Annotated in this window: 8 protein-coding genes; 4 read left to right on the plus strand and 4 right to left on the minus strand. The window is 62.3% G+C overall.

Annotated elements, in window-relative coordinates:
- Positions 1-22: 22 nt before the first annotated feature.
- On the minus strand, positions 23-2,770 hold the full coding sequence (locus LJY25_RS00525) for a DNA gyrase/topoisomerase IV subunit A (protein WP_394799945.1): 2,748 nt from the start codon (positions 2,768-2,770) through the stop codon (positions 23-25).
- Between the two features lie 873 nt (positions 2,771-3,643).
- Between LJY25_RS00525 and LJY25_RS00530 the strand changes: the two genes are divergently transcribed.
- The gene (locus tag LJY25_RS00530) at positions 3,644-4,558 is read left to right on the plus strand and encodes a pirin family protein (protein WP_227606261.1); all 915 of its coding nucleotides are present in this window, start codon (positions 3,644-3,646) and stop codon (positions 4,556-4,558) included.
- Between the two features lie 79 nt (positions 4,559-4,637).
- Here the strand turns inward: LJY25_RS00530 and LJY25_RS00535 are convergent, their stop codons facing one another.
- From LJY25_RS00535 to LJY25_RS00545, 3 genes are all read right to left on the minus strand, one after another.
- The gene (locus LJY25_RS00535; protein WP_227606262.1) at positions 4,638-7,967 is read right to left on the minus strand and encodes a PAS domain-containing sensor histidine kinase; all 3,330 of its coding nucleotides are present in this window, start codon (positions 7,965-7,967) and stop codon (positions 4,638-4,640) included.
- Positions 7,968-8,165: 198 nt separating this feature from the next.
- Positions 8,166-12,500 carry an FG-GAP-like repeat-containing protein gene (locus LJY25_RS00540; RefSeq protein WP_227606263.1) on the minus strand — a complete coding sequence of 1,445 codons (4,335 nt, stop codon included), beginning with the start codon at positions 12,498-12,500 and terminating at the stop codon, positions 8,166-8,168.
- 325 nt (positions 12,501-12,825) lie between these two features.
- A complete protein-coding gene (locus tag LJY25_RS00545) occupies positions 12,826-14,745 on the minus strand; it encodes a DNA topoisomerase IV subunit B (protein WP_227606264.1) in 1,920 nt (639 codons plus the stop codon).
- Positions 14,746-14,972: 227 nt separating this feature from the next.
- Here LJY25_RS00545 and LJY25_RS00550 point away from each other — a divergent pair, with 227 nt between their 5' ends.
- The 3 genes from LJY25_RS00550 to LJY25_RS00560 all read left to right on the plus strand — a co-directional run bounded on the left by LJY25_RS00550 (position 14,973) and on the right by LJY25_RS00560 (position 18,524).
- Positions 14,973-16,145: an AI-2E family transporter gene (locus tag LJY25_RS00550; RefSeq protein WP_227606265.1), complete on the plus strand. Its 1,173-nt coding sequence runs from the start codon at positions 14,973-14,975 to the stop codon at positions 16,143-16,145.
- A 214-nt stretch (positions 16,146-16,359) separates the two neighbouring features.
- Positions 16,360-16,827 carry a PA2169 family four-helix-bundle protein gene (locus tag LJY25_RS00555; protein WP_227606266.1) on the plus strand — a complete coding sequence of 156 codons (468 nt, stop codon included), beginning with the start codon at positions 16,360-16,362 and terminating at the stop codon, positions 16,825-16,827.
- 218 nt (positions 16,828-17,045) lie between these two features.
- Positions 17,046-18,524 (plus strand): exonuclease domain-containing protein, encoded by a 1,479-nt coding sequence (locus LJY25_RS00560; protein WP_227606267.1) that lies wholly within the window; start codon positions 17,046-17,048, stop codon positions 18,522-18,524.
- The last annotated feature ends 60 nt before the right edge of the window (positions 18,525-18,584 follow it).

Below are 18,584 nucleotides of genomic sequence, written 5' to 3' on the forward strand. Positions count from 1 at the left end.
CAGAGTTGCCGGGGCTTTTCACTTAAAACAGCTTGAGCTGGGATTTGGGCCGGCGCAGCACCGCCTGGGCCCGCTCCACATCCTCATCCGTCACGTCCACATCACCAGCCAGCTCGGGCAGCGGTCCAGCTTCAGCGACGGCGGCCGGGGTCGGACGAGGAATCGTGGCGGGGCCTTTCTTGCGGGCCACTTCCCGGCGCTGAGGCTCGGGGCCTTCGTCGGTCAGCAAAGTCACGGCGTGAATCCGGAAGTGGTTGAGCTTGTTGCCCATGGCCTTCCAGCCTTTCACGTCGATGAACTCGTGCAGGTGGAGCTTCTCGGTTTCCTTGTCGGCTTTCTTGTCGCGCTGCAGCTTCACTTCCACCTGGGGTTCGGGGTGGCAGGTGGCGCAGAGCAGCTTTGAGCCCTTGGTTTCGGCAATAAAGGTAAACCGCTTGCTGATGGTGCTCGTCTCGATGCGGAACCGCTTGATGTAGTGCAGCTTGGTTTCGCCTTCCACGTACACCGTCGAGATAACAGCGTCGGGGTCGCTCTTGCGCAGCAGCACGATGTTGGGCACGTCGAAGTGAATGGCCGGATCCGGGGGCGTAAGCTCGTAGGAGCCGTCCTTGTACACCACCAGCACCGTGTTGTCGGTATCGAAGGTACCGAGGTAGCGGCCGTGGCCGGCCGTGTTGAGGCGGCCCACCACCGAGTCGAAGAACACCTCCCGGCCGCCGAGCGTGGAGTCGCCGAGGCTTTTCTGGGTGATTTTCTTGATCGGCTGCTTGGTCACGATGTTGCCCATCGAGCCCTTGCCCTTAATGGCCAGCTCGGCAAAGTCGAAGTCGAACTGCTTGACGCGGGCCGGGGCCTTGTCAGACAGCTGCACGCTCACGATTTCCGACTCCGAGTTGGGGTTGGCCGTCAGGTACAGCACCTTGGAGTTTTTGCCGCCCTTGGTCAGGTCGTACACCTTGTCGCGGGTGATGCCCGTGACGAGGAAGCGCTTGGCGTAGGCAATGCCCGAGGGGCCGTCCTGGTACACCATGTTGTACACCAGCCGGTCGTCGTTCTTGTTGTAGACGCCCACATGCAGGATGTCCTTGCCCACGAAGGTCTTCTCGGCAATCTTGAACACCGTGAACGTGCCGTCGCGGCGGATGGCGATGATGTCGTCGAGGTCGGAACAGTCGCAGACCGTGACGGCGCTTTCGTCTTTTTTCAGGCCGTAGCCCACGAAGCCGTCGGTGTAGTTGACGTAGAGCTTCTGGTTGGCCACAGCCACTTTCTGGGCCGTTACCACGTCGAAGGTGCGGAGCTGGGTTTTGCGCTCCCGGCTGGCGCCATACTTCTTGAGCAGGCCCTCGAAGTAGTGAATGGCGTAGCGGGTGAGGTGGGCCAGGTGGTCGGCTACTTCGGCCAGCTCAGCTTCCAGGCGCTGAATGTACTCGTCGGCCTTAAAGGAGTCGAACTTAGAAATGCGCTTGATGCGGATTTCGGTCAGGCGGGTCAGGTCGTCCTCGGTAATCGGGCGGCGCAGCACGATGCGCTGGTCGTCGGCTTTAACTTTCTGACCCTCGACGCGCACGAACTTGCTCAGGCCCTTCTCGATGGTTTCGAGAATGTCGGCCCAGGTTTCGCACTCCTCGATCTTGCGGTAGATACGGTTTTCGATGAAGATCTTCTCCAGTGAGGCCGAATGCCACTTCTCGTGCAGCTCGTCCTGGCGGATTTCCAGCTCCCGCTCCAACAGGCGCACGGTTTTCTGGGTGCTCAGGCGCAGCATGTCCTCCACGCCCACAAACCGCGGCTTGTCCTCGATGATAACGCAGGTGTTGGGCGAAATCGAGACCTCGCAGTCGGTGAAGGCGTACAGCGCGTCCATCGTCAGGTCGGGGCTGACGCCGGCGGGCAGATGCACCTGGATTTCCACGTCGGCGGCCGTGTTGTCGACCACCTTGCGGATCTTGATCTTGTTTGCTTCCGAGGCCTTCACGATGCTCTCCATCAGCGCCGTAGTGGTGGTGCCGTAGGGAATATCGCGAATGATGAGCATGGTCTTGTCGGCCTTCTCAATGGTGGCGCGCAGGCGAATCTTGGAGCCGCGCAGGCCGCCGTTGTAGTTGCTCACGTCGCAGAGGCCGCCGGTCGGGAAGTCCGGGAACAGCTGAATGTCGCGGCCCCGGAGCACGTCGATGCTGGCCTTGCACAGTTCGCGGAAGTTGTGGGGCATGATCTTCGTGCTCAACCCCACGGCAATGCCTTCCACGCCCTGGGCCAGCAGCAGCGGAAACTTCACCGGCAGGTTTACCGGCTCGCGCTTGCGGCCGTCGTAGCTCATCTGCCACTCGGTGATGTCGGGGTTGAAGACCACGTCGAGGGCGAACTTGCTCAGGCGGGCTTCGATGTAGCGCGGGGCAGCGGCGCCGTCGCCGGTGCGGATGTCGCCCCAGTTGCCCTGGGTTTCAATGAGCAGATCCTTCTGCCCCAGGTTCACCATCGCGTCGCCGATGGAAGCGTCGCCGTGGGGGTGGTACTGCATGGTCTGGCCGATGACGTTGGCCACCTTGTTGAAGCGGCCGTCGTCCATTTCCTTCATGGCGTGCAGGATGCGGCGCTGCACGGGCTTGAGTCCGTCCTCAATGGCGGGCACGGCGCGCTCCAGAATCACGTAGGAGGCGTAGTCCAGAAACCAGTTCTGGTACATGCCGGCCACGGTGGCCACGTCATGAATGGTTTCGCCGGGGGCAAACTTGGGCTCCTCCTCGGCTTCGTCCGTGACGGGCACCGACTCCGTAATGGCCTGCACGTCGGCGGACGACTCAGCCAGCAGCAGCTCGCCGGTTTCGCTCACCACGAACTCCGGCGCGTCGTCGCCTTCCTGGGCATCAGCATCACCGGCCGCGGCCGGCTCGGACCCAAACTCAAAGGAGTCGCCGGCGCCGAACAGGTTGGGCTGCTCGTCGGGGTTCTGGGTCGGGTCCTGGGGGTTGTTCTCTTCTGACACGATGGGGTGTGGCCTCTGCCACGGTTAATGTTCTTGTACCTCTCTCCCGGCCGGAACCGGAAGGCTTCTTCATCAAACCACCGGGCCCCGAAAGGCACCGGTCAAAATAATAGGGCTGGCTACACGAGCCTGGGAAAAGCTACAAAGAATTCCCCGAAGCGCCCGGGGCGGCAAAGCCGGAACCCCGGGATTACCAAAAGTACCGCTAGCCGCGCAGAACGCAATATTTCTAATGCGGAGCTGAGGCATAAAGTTCCTAATTTTATTAGCCATTCGCAAGCTAACCTCACTGCCGTCTTGGTGGAAATGCCAACCTAATTTCCTTCTACATCGCAGGGACTGGCTTTGTATTCCTAATTCAGTTAGCAATATTCCCCGGCTCAGATGCCTACAGGATCTTAGTACGCATACTATATAGGAGCGCAACCAGGGTTTCAGGAATACAAAATGGAGCTGCCAGACAGATGGATTTAAAAACTCATACTGAGCGCAGCCCAGGAATCCCGGGTGCTGACATCGGAGGGCAACACTTCCTAACCAGCCGGTATGATTCGGCATTTCTACCGCCTTCTCAGGCCCACGGATGTAGGTAAACTTGGCCGAACGCGTCGCCCCTGCTTACCTTACCCGCGGCTTCACCCAACGTTTTCTGCCATGCTTGACCTCGTTATCAGTGCCCGCCCCGCCGCCCTCAGTCCGGGCTTCGACGTAAAGCGCATCCTGCCATTCCGGGAGCGGCGCATGGTGGGGCCGTTTATCTTCATGGACCACGCCGGACCGGTGGGCGTGCCGGCCGCGCAGCTGCCCAACCTCGACGTGCTGCCCCACCCCCACATCGGCCTGAGCACGGTGAGCTACCTGTTCGGCGGGCAGGTCACGCACCGCGACAGCCTGGGCGTGGAACAGATTATCCGGCCGGGGGAAGTAAACTGGATGACGGCTGGCAGCGGCATTGCCCACTCCGAGCGGTTCGAGGACCCGGCCACCCTGGCCGGCGGGCAGCTGGAAATGATTCAGACCTGGGTAGCCCTGCCCGAGGCCGACGAGGAAACCGCCCCGGCCTTCGACAACTACCAGCCCGAGCAGCTGCCCATTTTTACCGAGCCGGGCGTGTGGATGCGCCTGATTGCGGGCGAGGCCTACGGTCTGCGCAACGCGGTGAAGACGCATTCCCCGCTGTTTTACCTGCACGTGGTGCTAGAGTCCGGCACCCGGTTCGGGCTGCCGCAGGGGCACCAGGAGCGCGGCGCCTACGTAGCCAAAGGCTCGGTGGAAGTCGCTGGCCGCTTCTACTCCGCCGGGCAGCTGCTGGTCTTTACCCCGGGCCAGGACCCGGTCATCGTGGCCCGCGAAGCCACCACGCTGATGCTGCTGGGCGGCGAGCAGCTGGGCCCGCGCTTTATCTGGTGGAACTTCGTGTCGTCGCGGCGGGAGCGGATTGAGCAAGCCAAGGCCGACTGGCAGGCGGGCCGGATTTTGCTGCCTCCCAACGACAATGCTGAGTTCGTGCCCCTGCCTCAGGACAAGTCGCGTCCCGCCGCTTCTGCCGCACCAGAGCCGCTGTCGTAGAACGCTGCCTGCGCGCTAAGCGCAGGCAGCTACCCCTGCCGGGGCATAGTTACCGGCGGGCAGCTTTAGATACTACCGTTCAGCGCCGGAAAAACACCTGAAACGTTGTGCCCTCGCCCAGCTGGCTTTTCACTTCTACCCGGCCGCCGGCATTTTCGACGATGCGCTTGACCATGTAAAGCCCGATACCGCTGCCTTCGACGTGGGTATGCAGGCGGCGGAACATCGTGAACAGCTCGGTCAGCTGATCGAGCTCCAGCCCCAGGCCGTTGTCTTGAACCGTCAGCACCAGGTACTCATCCTGCAGGTTGCAGTGGATGCGCACCACCGGGGGGCGGTCGGGATGCCGGTACTTGAGGGCATTGCTCAGCAGATTGTACACGACGCTGCGCAGGTTTTTGGCGGAAAAGGAAATCGTTCCGCACTCGTCCACGGCCACCTCCAGCCGGGCTCCGGTCTGCCCGATCAGGGGCTGCAGGTCGAGGCATACATCGTCGACCACGGCCGCCAGCGCCACCTCGGTTACCGCCTGGGCGTGCTCTTTCTGCAGCTTGGTCACGTCGCTCAGGTGGTCGAGGGTGCGCGTAAAGCGCACTACGGATTCGTGCATCATGCCCAGCACGGTCCCTACCATTTCGTTCGGCACGCCGGCCAGCTGTTCCTGCAGCACCAGCAGCAGCCCTTCAATGTTGGTGATTGGGGCCTTCAGGTCGTGGGAAGCGGTATAGATAAAGTTGTCGAGGTCGACGTTGGTGCGCACCAGCTGCTCGTTGGTGTGTAGCAGCTCCGCGTTCAGGGCCTCGGCCTTATCGCGCGCCCGGCCGAGCTTTTCCGTCAGGCGCTGCAGGCCATGCTCGGCCAGCTTCTGCTCGTGTACGTCCACCACCGTCCCCACCATGCCCATGTACTCGCCCGCCGCGTTAAAGCGGGGCACGCCGGTGTCGATGGCCCAGCGGTAGGCCCCGTCGAAGCGCCGAACCCGGCAGGGCAGATGAAACGGCTTCCGAAGGGCATTGGCTTCCAGAAATGCCTGCCGGGCCAGCTCGGCCTCTTCGGCGTGCAGGGAGTTTACCCAGCCGGTGCCCAGGGAATCGGCTTCCTGCATCCCGGTAAAGTTGTACCACTGCTGGTTGAGGTAGGTGCAGTTGCCGGCCGGGTCCGTAACCCAGAGCATCACGGGCACGTTGTCGGCCATCTGCCGGAAGTACAGCTCGCTCTGCTCCACCACCTGCCGGGCCTTGACCAGCTCGGTTACTTCGTAGGCGAACACCATGACGCCGTCCACGGCGCCCTGCCCATTTCGTCGCACCTGCAGGGTAAAGGTCCAGTAAATCTCTTCGCGCTCGGCGCCCTCGTGTCGGGACTGCCACAGCGGCATCTCCCGCATCACCGTGGTTTCACCGGTCTGATACACCCGCCGGATCATGGCTGGCAGCTCCGATTCCGCCAGTTCGGGCATGGCGCTTAGCAGGGGCTTGCCCAGCAGCTCGCGGTCCGGGAAGATATTCTGATAGGCCGGGTTTACCAGCTGATACACCAGCTCGGACCCGTCCAGAATGATGATCGGGGCCGGGGCTTCCATGAACAAGGTGTGCAGCACCTGCTGCTGCCGCTCCACTTCCTGCCGGGCCTCCACCTGCTCCGTCACGTCGGTAACGAGGGTGTAGAAGCCCACTACTTCGCCCTGCTGCCAGTCTGGCACGTAGCTGGTGCGGATGTAGCGGGTAAAGTTTTCCCGGTACGGCATGCGGGCATCGAACGTGAGCTGCTCGCCGCCGAGGGCCCGCTCGATGTACTGCACCACGCCGGCGTACGCCCTCTCCCCCACTACGTCGCGCACGTACCGGCCCAGCAGCTGCTCGGGCTCTTGGTTAAACCAGGCTTTATAGGCCAGGTTGGCGAAGCGGTACCGCTGCTCGCGGTCGAGGTAGCCGATGAGCACGGGCAGGGAGTCCGTCAGCAAACGCAGGTGCTGGGCGCTGGCTTCGCTGGCCTTGCGCGCCTGCACCTGCTCAGTTACTTCGAAGGCAAACACGAGGATGCCGTCGATGCGGCCCTGCTCGTCAAAGCGGGCCTGCTGGATGTAGTTGAAGTATCGGTCTTCCAGCACCCCGTCGCCGGGGCGGGCAATCGGAATCAGCATGCCCCGCTCCTCGTGGGTGACGCCGGTTTCGAAAACCTGGCGGAAGGTACCGGCCACCTCATGCCCGGCAATTTCGGGCAGGGCGGCCAGCAAGGGCAGCCCGAGCAGTTTCCGGCCCGGAAAAAGCTGCTGGTACTGGGGGTTCACCAGCTCATAAACCAGCTCCGGGCCAGCCAGAACGCAGATGGCGGCGGGAGCCTGCATAAACAGCCGCTCGAGCGTGGCCCGCTGCCGCTCGGCTTCACCCTGTGCATCCTTGGCCATGCGGGTGCGCTCGATGACCCGGGTTTCGAGGTGGTGGTTGAGCTGCCGCAGCTGCTGCTCGGTTTGCATCAGCTCGTCGTTGTTGGCCCGGATTTCCTCATTGGCGGCCTGCAGCTCCTCGTTCGCGGCGGCCAGCTCCTCGTTCAGCACCTGCACCTGCTGGCGGTTCAGTACCTGGTCCGTGACGTCGTAGGCAAAAATGATGACGCCGATAATTTCGTCGCCCGCGTGCAGGGCCTGGTAGATAAAGTCGAAGTAGACGGACTCGAGGCGCCCGGTATTGGTGCGGTCGAGGTACGCGACCTGCTCCTTGCCGTAGTAGGTTTGCCCGGTGCGGTACACCCGTTCCAGCAGGCCGAAGAAAGGCTGCCCTTCCAGCTCGGGCCAGGCCTGGCGCAGGGGCTTGCCCACGAGCTGCCGCTCTCCGGCCAGCTGCTGGTACATCGGGTTCACCAGCGTGAAGGTGAGCTCAGGGCCTTCCATCGTGGCAATGCAGGCCGGGGCCTGCATCAGCACGGAATGCAGCTCCCGGCGCTGTACCTCCGCCTCCCGACGGGCGGTCTGCTCCCGTGCCTGACTTTCGCGCAGCGCCAGTTCCACTGCCGAGCGGTCCTGCTCCGCAGTATCGTTAAAGCTGACAACCAGCCAGGGGCCGCATCGGCGGGCCGAGAGCTGAAAGAAGTTATCCAGCCCGTCATACTGGTAGTTCACGTCGTGCCGCCGGGCTTCGCCGGACAAAAACGTGTCCCGGTAGAAGGCGAAGATACCGGTAGCCAGGGCATTCGGGTAGAGCGTGAGAAAGGTCTGGCCCGGCTGAGCAGGTAGCCCCAGCATCCGCTGGGCAGCCGGGTTAAGCTGCTCGTAGGCCAGGTCTGTCAGGTCCGATCCGGAATACAGGGGCCGAAACAGAATCACCCCGCACAGGGAAACGTCCAGCAGAGTCTGAAGCAGAGCGTCGGGAGCAACGGGATCCGGTGAATAAACGTCCGGCGAATCGGGCATGGCAACAGCGTTGGGGTCCCCAAGATACACCCTGCTGCCGGCTTAGGTTACCTCTTTCACCTTCAGGGACCTGCCGGCCGGCCGTACCGGCCCCGGTTGCGGCCCGGCCGGCCGGCTTTGGAGTTGATCCGCAGCAGGTTGCCTGCGGTACGGATGGGGCTTCGCACTACCGTCAGAGCTGCCCGGGAGTGCGCGGGCTTACTCGACCACAAGACGGCTAACCCGCGTGCCGCTGCGCACGAGGTACACGCCCGGGGTCAGGCCCGCTGGCAGCCGCACCGAGCCCGCCGCGTCGGCCGTGGCCGTCAGCACGGGGCGGCCCAGCACGTCAAGTACCTGCGCCCCGGCGCCGGGCTCGGCCCCGGTGAGCATCGTGGCGCCGGCCGTGGGGTTTGGATAGAGCACCAGCGCAGCCGAAACACCATGGAGTGCCACTACCCGCACGGGCGAGTAGCTAAACGTGCCGTCCTGGTCCATTTGCCGTAGCCGGTAGTAGAGCAATGATGCGGAGCCTGGCAACTGCGCATCAAGGTGGCCATAGCCGCGGCGGGTACTGCTCATACCGGCCGCCTCCACCTTTCCGATAGCGACGAAGGCCACGCCATCGAGACTGCGCTCCACCTCGAAATAGGCCGAGTTCTGCTCCGTAGCCGTGGCCCAGCCCAGGCGCACCGCAGTCTCCCCCACCCGGCTGGCCGAAAAGCCGACCAGCTCCACCGGCAATGGGGCGGCGGGCAGCTGCTTGTAGTGGGCCAGCGTACCGTTGTAGCCACCTACCAGCAGGTCGAGCAGCCCATCCCCGTCGAGGTCGGTCACGGTTGGGGTCATGTACTGGGTGCCCAGGCTGACTCCCCCGAAGCTGTTCGTGACCAGGGTGAAGGTGGTAGCATTAACCGCATCCTGACGGAAGTGGCGCACCGTGCCATCGTACATTCCGATCAGCAGGTCCAGCAGCCCGTCCCCGTTCAGGTCGGCGAAGGTGGGGGCTAATTCAAAATTACCAGGCCCCACGAAGCCATTAAAAGTCGTGGACACCAGCGCGAACGTGGTCGAGTTGGGGGCGCTCTGCTCGTAGTGAACCATCCGGCTGTTGATGATTCCCACAATCAGATCCAGCAGCCCGTCCCCGTCCAGGTCCGTAAACGTGGGCTGGCAGTATCCGCCCGGCGACAAGTCGTTGAAAAAGGTGGTGACCAGTACGAAGGCCGTTGAGTTCACCGCGCTCTGGCGATAGTGGTGGATCCGCCGGTTGGAAGCGCCGATAAGCAGGTCGAGCAGGCCGTCCCCATTCAGGTCGGTGAACGTCGGGGAGGCATGGCCACCCACGTCGATGCCGTTGAAGGTGGCGGCAACCAGGGCGAAGCTGGTGGCGTTCAGGGCAGACTGCTCATAGTAGTGCAACGTGCCGTCGTAATTGCCGATGACCAGGTCCAGCAGTCCGTCTCCGTCCAGGTTAGTGAAGGCGGGAGCCGACAGCTCCCCCACGTCGATGCCGTTAAAGTTGCCGTTGACCGACTGGTAAGCAAAGTTTGAGCTGGCCCGCGGGACGCCGAAGGCGCCGGGGCTCAGAGCCTGCCCGACGCTGGTCGTGACGGCGGCGTTGTGGGTGCTGGCCAGGCGCGGCACGGTCACGGTAAGGGTAGTATTGGTGCGGGCCGTCACCGGCGCCAGCAGCTCGCCCAGGCGCACGGACGAGGTGGAGTACAGGGAGGTGCCGGTGATGACGACACTCGAGCCCACTGCCCCACTGCCCGTCCCGAAGCCGGTGATGGTGGGCATAGGGGGAGCCGTAACGGTGAACGCCTGGCTGCTGGCCACGGTCGTGCCAATGGGCGTGGTTACGGTGAGCGCGCCGGTCTGGGCCCCGCCGGGCACCTCAATGCCGGTGATGCTGGTGGCGCTGGCCACGGTGAAGCCGCTCGTGACGGTGTGGTCGGTCGTACCGGCAAAAGTAATGGCGGTGGCGCCCGTCAGATGAGTGCCCGTGATAGTGATAAAGCTGCCCGCCGGACCGGAGGATGGCGAGAAGGAGGTGACGCTGGGCCGGGGGTCGTCCTGCTCGTGGTGAGCGAGCGTGCCGCCGCTGTTGCCAACGGCCAGGTCGAACAGCCCGTCGCCATCGAGGTCGGTCAGGGCCGGATTAGAGTAGCTTCCGGCGTCGATACCGTTGAACCCGGCCCCGACGAGGGTAAAGGACAGGGAGCCGGCGGCGTTCTGCTGGTAGTGGTCGAGCACGCCGGACGAGCGGCCCACGAGCAGGTCGAGCCGACCGTTGCCGTCAAGGTCCGCAAACACCGGCGCCGCGTTCGAGCTTACGCTGATGTTGTTGAAGCCGGTGCTGGTGGTGCGTAGGGTAAAGGCGGTACCGTTGGCCGCGTTCTGCTCGTAGTGCTGAATCCGGCCGCTGTTGGCGGTAATCGTGCTGGAAATACCCACCAGCAGGTCGAGCAGGCCGTCCTGATCGAGGTCGGTGAAGGTGGGCACCAGGCGGGTTGTACCGACGGCGAGCGTAAGAAAAGTGGTCGTAACCCGGGTGAAGGTAGCCGCGCCCACGCTGGTTTGCTCGTAGTGGTACAGCGAAGCGCCCGTCCCTCCTACCAGCAGATCAAGACGCCCATCCCCATCCAGGTCGGTGATGCCCGGCGCCGCGTAGTCGCCCACATCGATGGCCACGAAAATGCCCGGGTTGGAGACGCTGTTGTTGGCCGTGAGGGTATTGGCGGCGGTAAAGGTCAGGGAATTGACGGCGGTCTGCTCGTAGCGGAGCACGTTGCCGGCGTAGTTGCCCACCAGCACGTCGAGCAGCCCGTCCGCGTCGAGGTCCGTCACCGTCGGGGCCGAGTAGAGGCCCGCGTCGAGGCCGCTCAGGCTGCTGCTGACCGCGTTGCAAAGCGTACTGTTGCTATAGCGCGTCACGCTGAACACGGCCGGACTCAGCGCGGTGCTGACTGAGTTGTTCACCCGCACCCGCTGGGAGGATGCCAGCCGCGGCACCGTCACGGTCAGCTCGGAGCCCGACACCACGGTGAACCGGGCCGGCACCTCCCCGAACCGCACGCTGTGGACGCTGGTCAGATCGGTGCCCGTGAGTGTGAGCGTGGAGCCCACCTCTCCGCTGGCCGGCGAGAAGCCCGTGATAGCGGGAGCTTCGACGACGTCGGTGATGGTGATGGTAAAGTCGTCCTCAAAGAAGTTGCCGGCCGCGTCGGTGGTCCGCACCCGCACGCTGTAGCTGGATTTGGCTTCATGGTCGGGTGAGGCCGTGATGCGCAGGCGGTTGGTGAGGATAGTGAAGGCAGTGTTGTCCGTGCTGCCGGCGCCCGCCACCAGCGAGTACGTGAACGAGTCCCCAACGGAAGGGTCGGTGGTGGTGAATGTGCCCACGATGGAGTTGGCCGGCACGTTCTCCTGAAGAGTGTTGCTGCTCAGCGCCAGGGCGGAAGGTCCGGCATACTGCTCGTAGTGGTAAAGTGTGCCGTCGCCGTTTCCCACGAGCAGGTCGAGCAGCCCGTCCCCATCCAGGTCCGTCACGGCCGGCTTGGCGAAGCCGGCGGCAATGGCCGAGCTGAGTAGGCTATTGCTGACCAGCGCCCACGAGGACCCGTTAGCAGTCGTCTGCTCATAGTGCCGCACCGCCCCGCCGCTTTCCCCGATCAGCAGATCGAGCTTCTGGTCACCGTCCAGGTCCACGAACACCGGGGCGGTCGAAAGCCCGGCGTTGATAGCGCTGAACATGTTGAACTCCTGGATATAGTTGGTGAAGGTGGTCGTGGTGTTGGCCTGGCTCTGCTCGTAGTGATAGAGGCTGCCGGCGCTGGTGCCGGTTACGACGTCGATCAGCCCGTTCCCGTTCAGGTCGGTCATGGTGGGCGCTGCGCCGGGTCCTACGCCACCGAACGGAGAGAAGATGATGTTGGTGAAGCCGGTTGAGTTCACGCTATTCTGCTCGTAGTAGCGGAGGTTGCCCCCACTTTCCCCGATGATTAGGTCGAGTCGTCCGTCTCCATCCAGATCAGTAAAGGCCGGCACTGCGTTGTTTCCCACGTCGATGCCGGCGAAGTTGTTGCTGACCAGGGCGAACGTGAGCGAGCTGACTGCGCTCTGCTCGTAGTGGTAGAGCCTACCGTCGGCATTGCCCACCAGCAGATCGAGGCGGCCGTCCGCGTCCAGGTCCGCGAAGGCCGGGGCCGACTTCGTGCCGGCACCAATGCCGCTGAAGCTGGTGCTGGCCAGTACGTACTGGTAAGTTGCCGTTGTCCGGGTCACGTGAAAGGCCGTGGAGCTGAGCACCGTTCCGCCGGCCGTGGTCACACGTAGCTTGCTGGTGGAAGCCAGCGTCGGTACTGTTACCGTGACCTGAGTGCCTGACACGACGGTGAACCGGGCGGGCACCTCACCGAACCGCACGCTCCGGGTGCCGGTCAGGTTACTGCCGGTCAGGGTGAGCGTAGAGCCTACTACCCCACTGGCCGGCGAGAAGCCGCTGAGCGTGGGGGCCTGTGCCCACCCGACCAGAGGCAGCAGAAGCAGCATCAGCAGCGCACACAGCCGCCGCGCGGGTAGAGCCGCAGCCTGGCACGACGATGGCCAAGCGAATTGCGGGGCGGTGAGCGCCATAGGCTGACAGATATTCACGCTAAAACTTAACTGTACTCAGAATCAGCAAAGTACACTTAAATACACAATTTATCTTAGTAGCGTGTTAATGCGGCTACCTGACAGGTCCTTCCGCCCGAGGTTTGTATTGGCTCCACCCCAGGCGCTTGGCGGCGGGAGCGGCCAAACACCCGGTCAGTAAAAGCAACCGCCCCCGCGCCGGAAGGCACGGGGGCGGTTTGGTTTATTACGCGGGTGAAGGCTACGCGAAGGCCATATCTTCCTCGGCTACCTCGCTCACCGGCAGCACGTCGGAGGTCACCAGGTCTTTCTCCAGGCGCAGGTTGTCGATGATGAATTCCTGGCGGGCGGGCGTGTTCTTGCCCATGTAGTACGTCAGCACCTGCTGGATCGAGCGGTCCGACTGCAGAATCACGGGCTCCAGCTTGATGTTGTCGCCGATAAACTTGCCGAACTCGTCGGGGCTGATTTCACCCAGTCCCTTGAAGCGGGTCACCTCGGGGTTGCGGCCCAGCTGGCGCATGGCGTTCTGCTTTTCCTGCTCGTTGTAGCAGTAGATGGTCGTCTTCTTGTTGCGCACCCGGAACAGCGGCGTCTCCAGGATGTAGACGTGGCCGTTGCGGACCAGGTCAGGGAAGAACTGCAGGAAGAAGGTGAGCAGCAGCAGGCGGATGTGCATGCCGTCCACGTCGGCGTCGGTGGCAATGACGACGCGGTTGTAGCGCAGGTTCTCGATGCCTTCCTCGATGTTGAGCGCGTGCTGGAGCAGGTTCAGCTCCTCGTTTTCGTACACCACCTTCTTCTTCAGCCCGAAGCAGTTCAGGGGCTTGCCGCGCAAGCTAAACACGGCTTCCGTCTCCACGTTGCGGCTTTTGGTGATGGAACCCGAAGCCGAGTCGCCCTCGGTGATGAACAGCGTGGTCAGGGCTTCAGCTTCCTGTTTTCCCTCACCCAGGTGGAAGCGGCAGTCGCGCAGCTTGCGGTTGTGCAGGTTGGCTTTCTTGGCGCGCTGGTTGGCCAGCTTTTTCACGCCGGCCATGTCTTTCCGCTCCCGCTCGCTCTGCTCGATGCGCTTCTTGAGCGCCTCAGCCACCGCCGGGTTTTTGTGCAGGTAGTTGTCGAGGTGCTCCTTAACGAAGTCCAGGATAAAGCCCCGTACCGTAGGCCCGTCCTCGCCCATGTTGATGGAGCCGAGCTTGGTTTTGGTTTGGCTTTCAAACACGGGCTCCTGCACGCGCACCGAAATAGCGGCCACGATGGAGGCGCGCACGTCGGTGGCGTCGTACTCCTTCTTATAGAATTCGCGCACGGTTTTCACCACGGCCTCGCGGAAGGCAGCCAGGTGCGTGCCGCCCTGGGTGGTGTACTGCCCGTTGACGAACGAGTAGTACTCCTCGCCGTAGTCGTTGCCGTGGGTTAAGGCCAGCTCGATATCCGGGGCCTTGAGGTGGATGATGGGGTACCGCTGGCTTTCGGGGTCGGCCTTGCGGGCGAGCAGGTCGAGCAGGCCATTTTCAGAGTAGTACTTCTGCCCGTTGAAGTTGATGGTCAGGCCCGCGTTCAGGTAAACGTAGTTCCAGATCTGATTTTCGAGGTACTCCGGGATAAAGCGGTAGTTCTTGAAGATCGTGTCGTCGGGCTGAAACACCATCAGCGTGCCGTTGCGCTGGCTAGTCTTGACGGGCTTGGGGTCCTGCTTAAGCTCACCGCGCTCAAACTCGGCCGACTTCATCAGCCCGTCGCGCACGCTCTGCACCAGAAAGTAGTTGCTCAGCGCGTTCACGGCCTTGGTACCGACGCCGTTCAAGCCCACCGACTTCTGGAACACCTTGGAGTCGTACTTGCCGCCGGTGTTGATCTTGCTGACCACGTCCACGACCTTGCCCAGCGGAATGCCGCGGCCATAGTCGCGCACCTGCACGCGCTGGTCGGAAATCTTGATTTCGATCGTGCGCCCGTGGCCCATCACGTGCTCATCAATGGAGTTGTCGATAACCTCCTTGACCAGCACGTAGATGCCGTCGTCGTAGGCGGAGCCGTCGCCGAGCTTGCCGATGTACATGCCCGGGCGCAGGCGGATATGCTCCCGCCAGTCGAGGGAGCGGATGCTGTCCTCGGTGTAAGCATGCTGGGGAGGCGTGGGTAGTTGTTCGTCAGCCATGGAAAGCAGAAATCAAATTTGATGTAAAATAACGCAGAAAATCGGCTATTTCCCGGCCTCGACCGTAAGGCCGAATCCGGACCGTTGCCGCTGGCGGCAGCGCGCCAATGCTTGGCGAATCTTATTAGCACAACCAGGCCAAAATGCCCTTAGTTCACTGCCGTTAGCCAAATATACGGCTTTACGGTCTCCGTTCCCGCCTCTTCGCTTCCTAATTTCTTTAGCCAATGCTCCCCCCTCGCCAAAACCAGCACATGCCCCAGCACCCCATTACCCCGCCCGCGGTAAAGCTGTCGCCGGTGGTGCACTACAGCCTGCTCCTGCTGGGAATGGTGCTGCTGGTGTACACCCTGCACGAGCTGGACGATATCCTGCTGCCGCTGGCCTTTGCCGGTCTGCTGTCCCTGCTGCTGCTGCCGCTGTGTCGGCGGTTTGAGCGCTGGGGCCTGCCCCGGGTGCTGGCCATTGTTGTGTGCCTGCTGCTGATGGTGGCGCTGCTCACCGGCCTGGTCTGGGTTTTCGGGGCGCAGATCATGGGGTTTAAAAAGGAGCTGCCGATACTCCAGGAAAAGATGTCGCAGTATTTCGACCAGGTGCAGCAGTTTATGAGTTCCCGCTTCGGCATCGAACCCACCAGCAAGGATGAGCTGATTGACGAGTCCCTGAAGTCGATGAAGAAAGGGGCCGGCGGCTACCTGGGCACGACAATTTCCACCACCACCGGCATTCTGAGCGTGGCAACGCTGATTCCCATCTACATCTTTTGCTTTCTGCTCTACCGTGACCATATGCGGCAGTTTATGTTCCGCTTTGTGAGCCCCGACAAGCGCACCACGGTGCTACACACCGTCGACAACATCCAGACCGTGGTGCAGGCCTACATCACCGGTCTGCTCACCGTCATTGCTATTGTGGCGGTGCTCAATGCCATCGGCTTGCTGCTGCTGGGCGTGAAGTACGCCATCTTCTTTGCCGTCTTCGCCTCGGTGCTGGCCATCATTCCCTACATCGGCATCATTATCGGGGCCACCCTGCCGGCCATCATTACCTTGGTCGAAACCGGCGACCCGGTGAAGGCGGCGCTGGTGGTGCTGGTTTTTCTGATCGTGCAATTCCTGGAAGGTAACTTCATCACGCCCATGATTACCGGCTCCAAGGTCAGCATCAACCCGATGGCGGCCATCATTGCGCTGATTCTGGGCGGGGAGCTGTGGGGTACGCCGGGCATGATTCTGAGCATCCCGCTGGTAGCCATTCTCAAAGTCGTCTTCGACGCCTATAAGCCCCTGGAGCCGTTCGGATTCCTGCTGGGCGACGTCGCCGAGGGCGATGATAAGGTGGAAGGCAAAAACGGGGAGCCCAGCTTCTGGGGTAAGATCTGGCACCGCGTGACGCGGTGATTTTTTGGGCAGTTACCGTTTAGCGGATGGCTGTTCGTTTTTTTCCGGAACGCCGGATTACCGTCGGGTAATCCAGCAAACGGAATTCCGGCATGCTGGTAAAAACTATAACCCAACCGTAAGGCAGGCAGTATAAGAAGGCGAACCTGGGCGCTTACCCGCGGCCAGGTTCGTTTTTTCAACCCGTCACAACCACAACCTAACCTCTACCACCATGGCTACTGAAAACACCTCCCGCGCCTTCACCGACCTGCTTGAAGTTGCTAAAACCGGCATGAAAGGCTACCAGGAAGCCGCCGAGGGCGTATCGAACCCCCAGATCAAAGCCGAGCTGAGCCAGCTCAGCCAGCAGCGCGCCCAGTTTGCCTCCGAGCTGGAGCAGTGCGGCCGTCAGATTGGCCTTTCACCCGCTACTGACAACACCATCGAAAGCGTGGCAATGGACGCCGCTGCCGCCGTACACCGCGGCTGGATCAACATCAAGTCGGCCATTACGGGCCAAGACGACAATGCCATTCTCGGTGAGTGCGAAAACGGCGACGCCGTCGCCCTGAAGTCGTACGAGACGGCTCTGAGCGCCGACCTGCCCGCCGAAGCTAAGACCATCGTGCAGAAGCAGCACAGCGAAATTCTGGCCGCCAAGAACCGTATTACGGCCCTGAAAGGGAACGTGAGCCGCTAGGCTCGGTTACCTTTTCGAGCTTTTCAAAAGGCGCTCCGTTTCGCAACGGGGCGCCTTTTTGTTTTTTCACCATTCCCGGCAATCAGCCGGCAACTCGTGTAAACCCGGCCGGGGCAGCGACTTCGCCCGCCGTTTGCAGGCTGGTCAAGTCTAGGCTGCAACCTTCCAGGGGGCTAACTTTGTTAGCTCTTTATCCTCCGTCCGAACCAGCTCCGCATTTGTACGCCATCATTGACCTTGAAACCACGGGCGGGCAGCCCACCCAGGACCGCATCACGGAAGTGGCCGTCTTTATTCACGATGGGGAAAAAGTGGTGGATCAGTTCGATACGCTGCTAAACCCGGGCCGGCCCATCCCCTTCTTTATCTCCCAGCTTACCGGCATCACCGACGACATGGTGCGCGACGCGCCCAAGTTCCACGAGGTGGCCCGCAAGATTGTGGAGATGACCGAAGGCTGCGTGTTCGTGGCCCACAATGTGCGGTTCGACTACTCGTTTCTGAAAAAGGAGTTTGCCGACCTGGGCTACAACTACTCGCGCAAAACCCTATGCACGGTGCGTCTGAGCCGCTCTCTGATTCCGGGCCAGCCCAGCTACAGCCTGGGCAAGCTCTGCCAGAACATCGGCATTCCGCTGGAAGGCCGCCACCGCGCCGCTGGCGACGCTGCCGCTACCACTATTTTATTCGACCGCCTGCTCAAGATCAGCCAGCAGGACGAGGCCCTGAAAAACCCCACAGCTTCGGCCGCCGACACCCTGGCCGCCGTGGATGCCCTGGCGCCGGCCGGCCGCAAGCCCGCCAAGCAGCCCAGCCCGAAGCGCGTGGCGGCCGTGGCCGAAGCCATCAAAACCGCCCTGCTCCCGCCCAACATCACGCCCCAGCAGGTGGCGGCCCTGCCGCAGGAGGCGGGCGTCTACTACTTCCACAACGAGCACGGCGAGGTTATCTATGTCGGCAAGAGCATCAACATTTACAAGCGGATTCAGCAGCACTTCGCCGTCGACTACAAGTCGCGCAAGAGCCTGGACTTTAAAAACAGCATCTCCGACATCACCTGGGAGCTGACCGGCTCCGAGTTGGTGGCCCTGCTGTTTGAATCGCACGAGATTAAGCGGCTCAAGCCCCTGTATAACCGACAGCAGCGCCGCTCGGTGTTTCCGGCGGGCATCTTCCTGCGCACCGACGAGCAGGGCTACAAGCGCCTCTACTACGGCAAGGCCGACGACCACGCCCAGTCCCACCCGTTGATTGCACTCGGCAACCAGTTCAAGGCCAAGGGCTTTCTGTTCCACAAGGTCGCCAAGTACAATCTCTGCCAGAAGCTCTGCGACCTGTACAAAACCCAAGGGGCATGCTTCGACTACCAGGTGCACCGCTGTCAGGGCGCCTGCCTGGGCCTGGAGCCCCCGGAAGCGTACAACAAGCGCGTGGAGGAGGCTATTGAAAGCTTTACCTTCGAGCACGGCACCTTCGTCATCATTGGCCAGGGCCGGCGCGAGGACGAGAAGTCGATTGTGGTGGTCGAGAACGGACGCTACCTTGGGTTTGGCTACGTAGACGGCGTTTTCTCGGCCCGCCGCCTGTCCGACTTCGTTGACGCCATCACGCGCTACAACGACAACAAGGACGTGCAGCAGATTATCCGCCAGTACCTGCGCACCAAGCACAAAGACAAAGTCAAGCTGTTTAAATAGCAGCTGCCCGGGCCTGCCGGGCGGCTTCTACTCACTTGAGCCATGCATTGGCCAGCCACG

Source organism: Hymenobacter translucens, assembly GCF_020685205.1.
Classification (GTDB): Bacteria; Bacteroidota; Bacteroidia; order Cytophagales; family Hymenobacteraceae; genus Hymenobacter; species Hymenobacter translucens.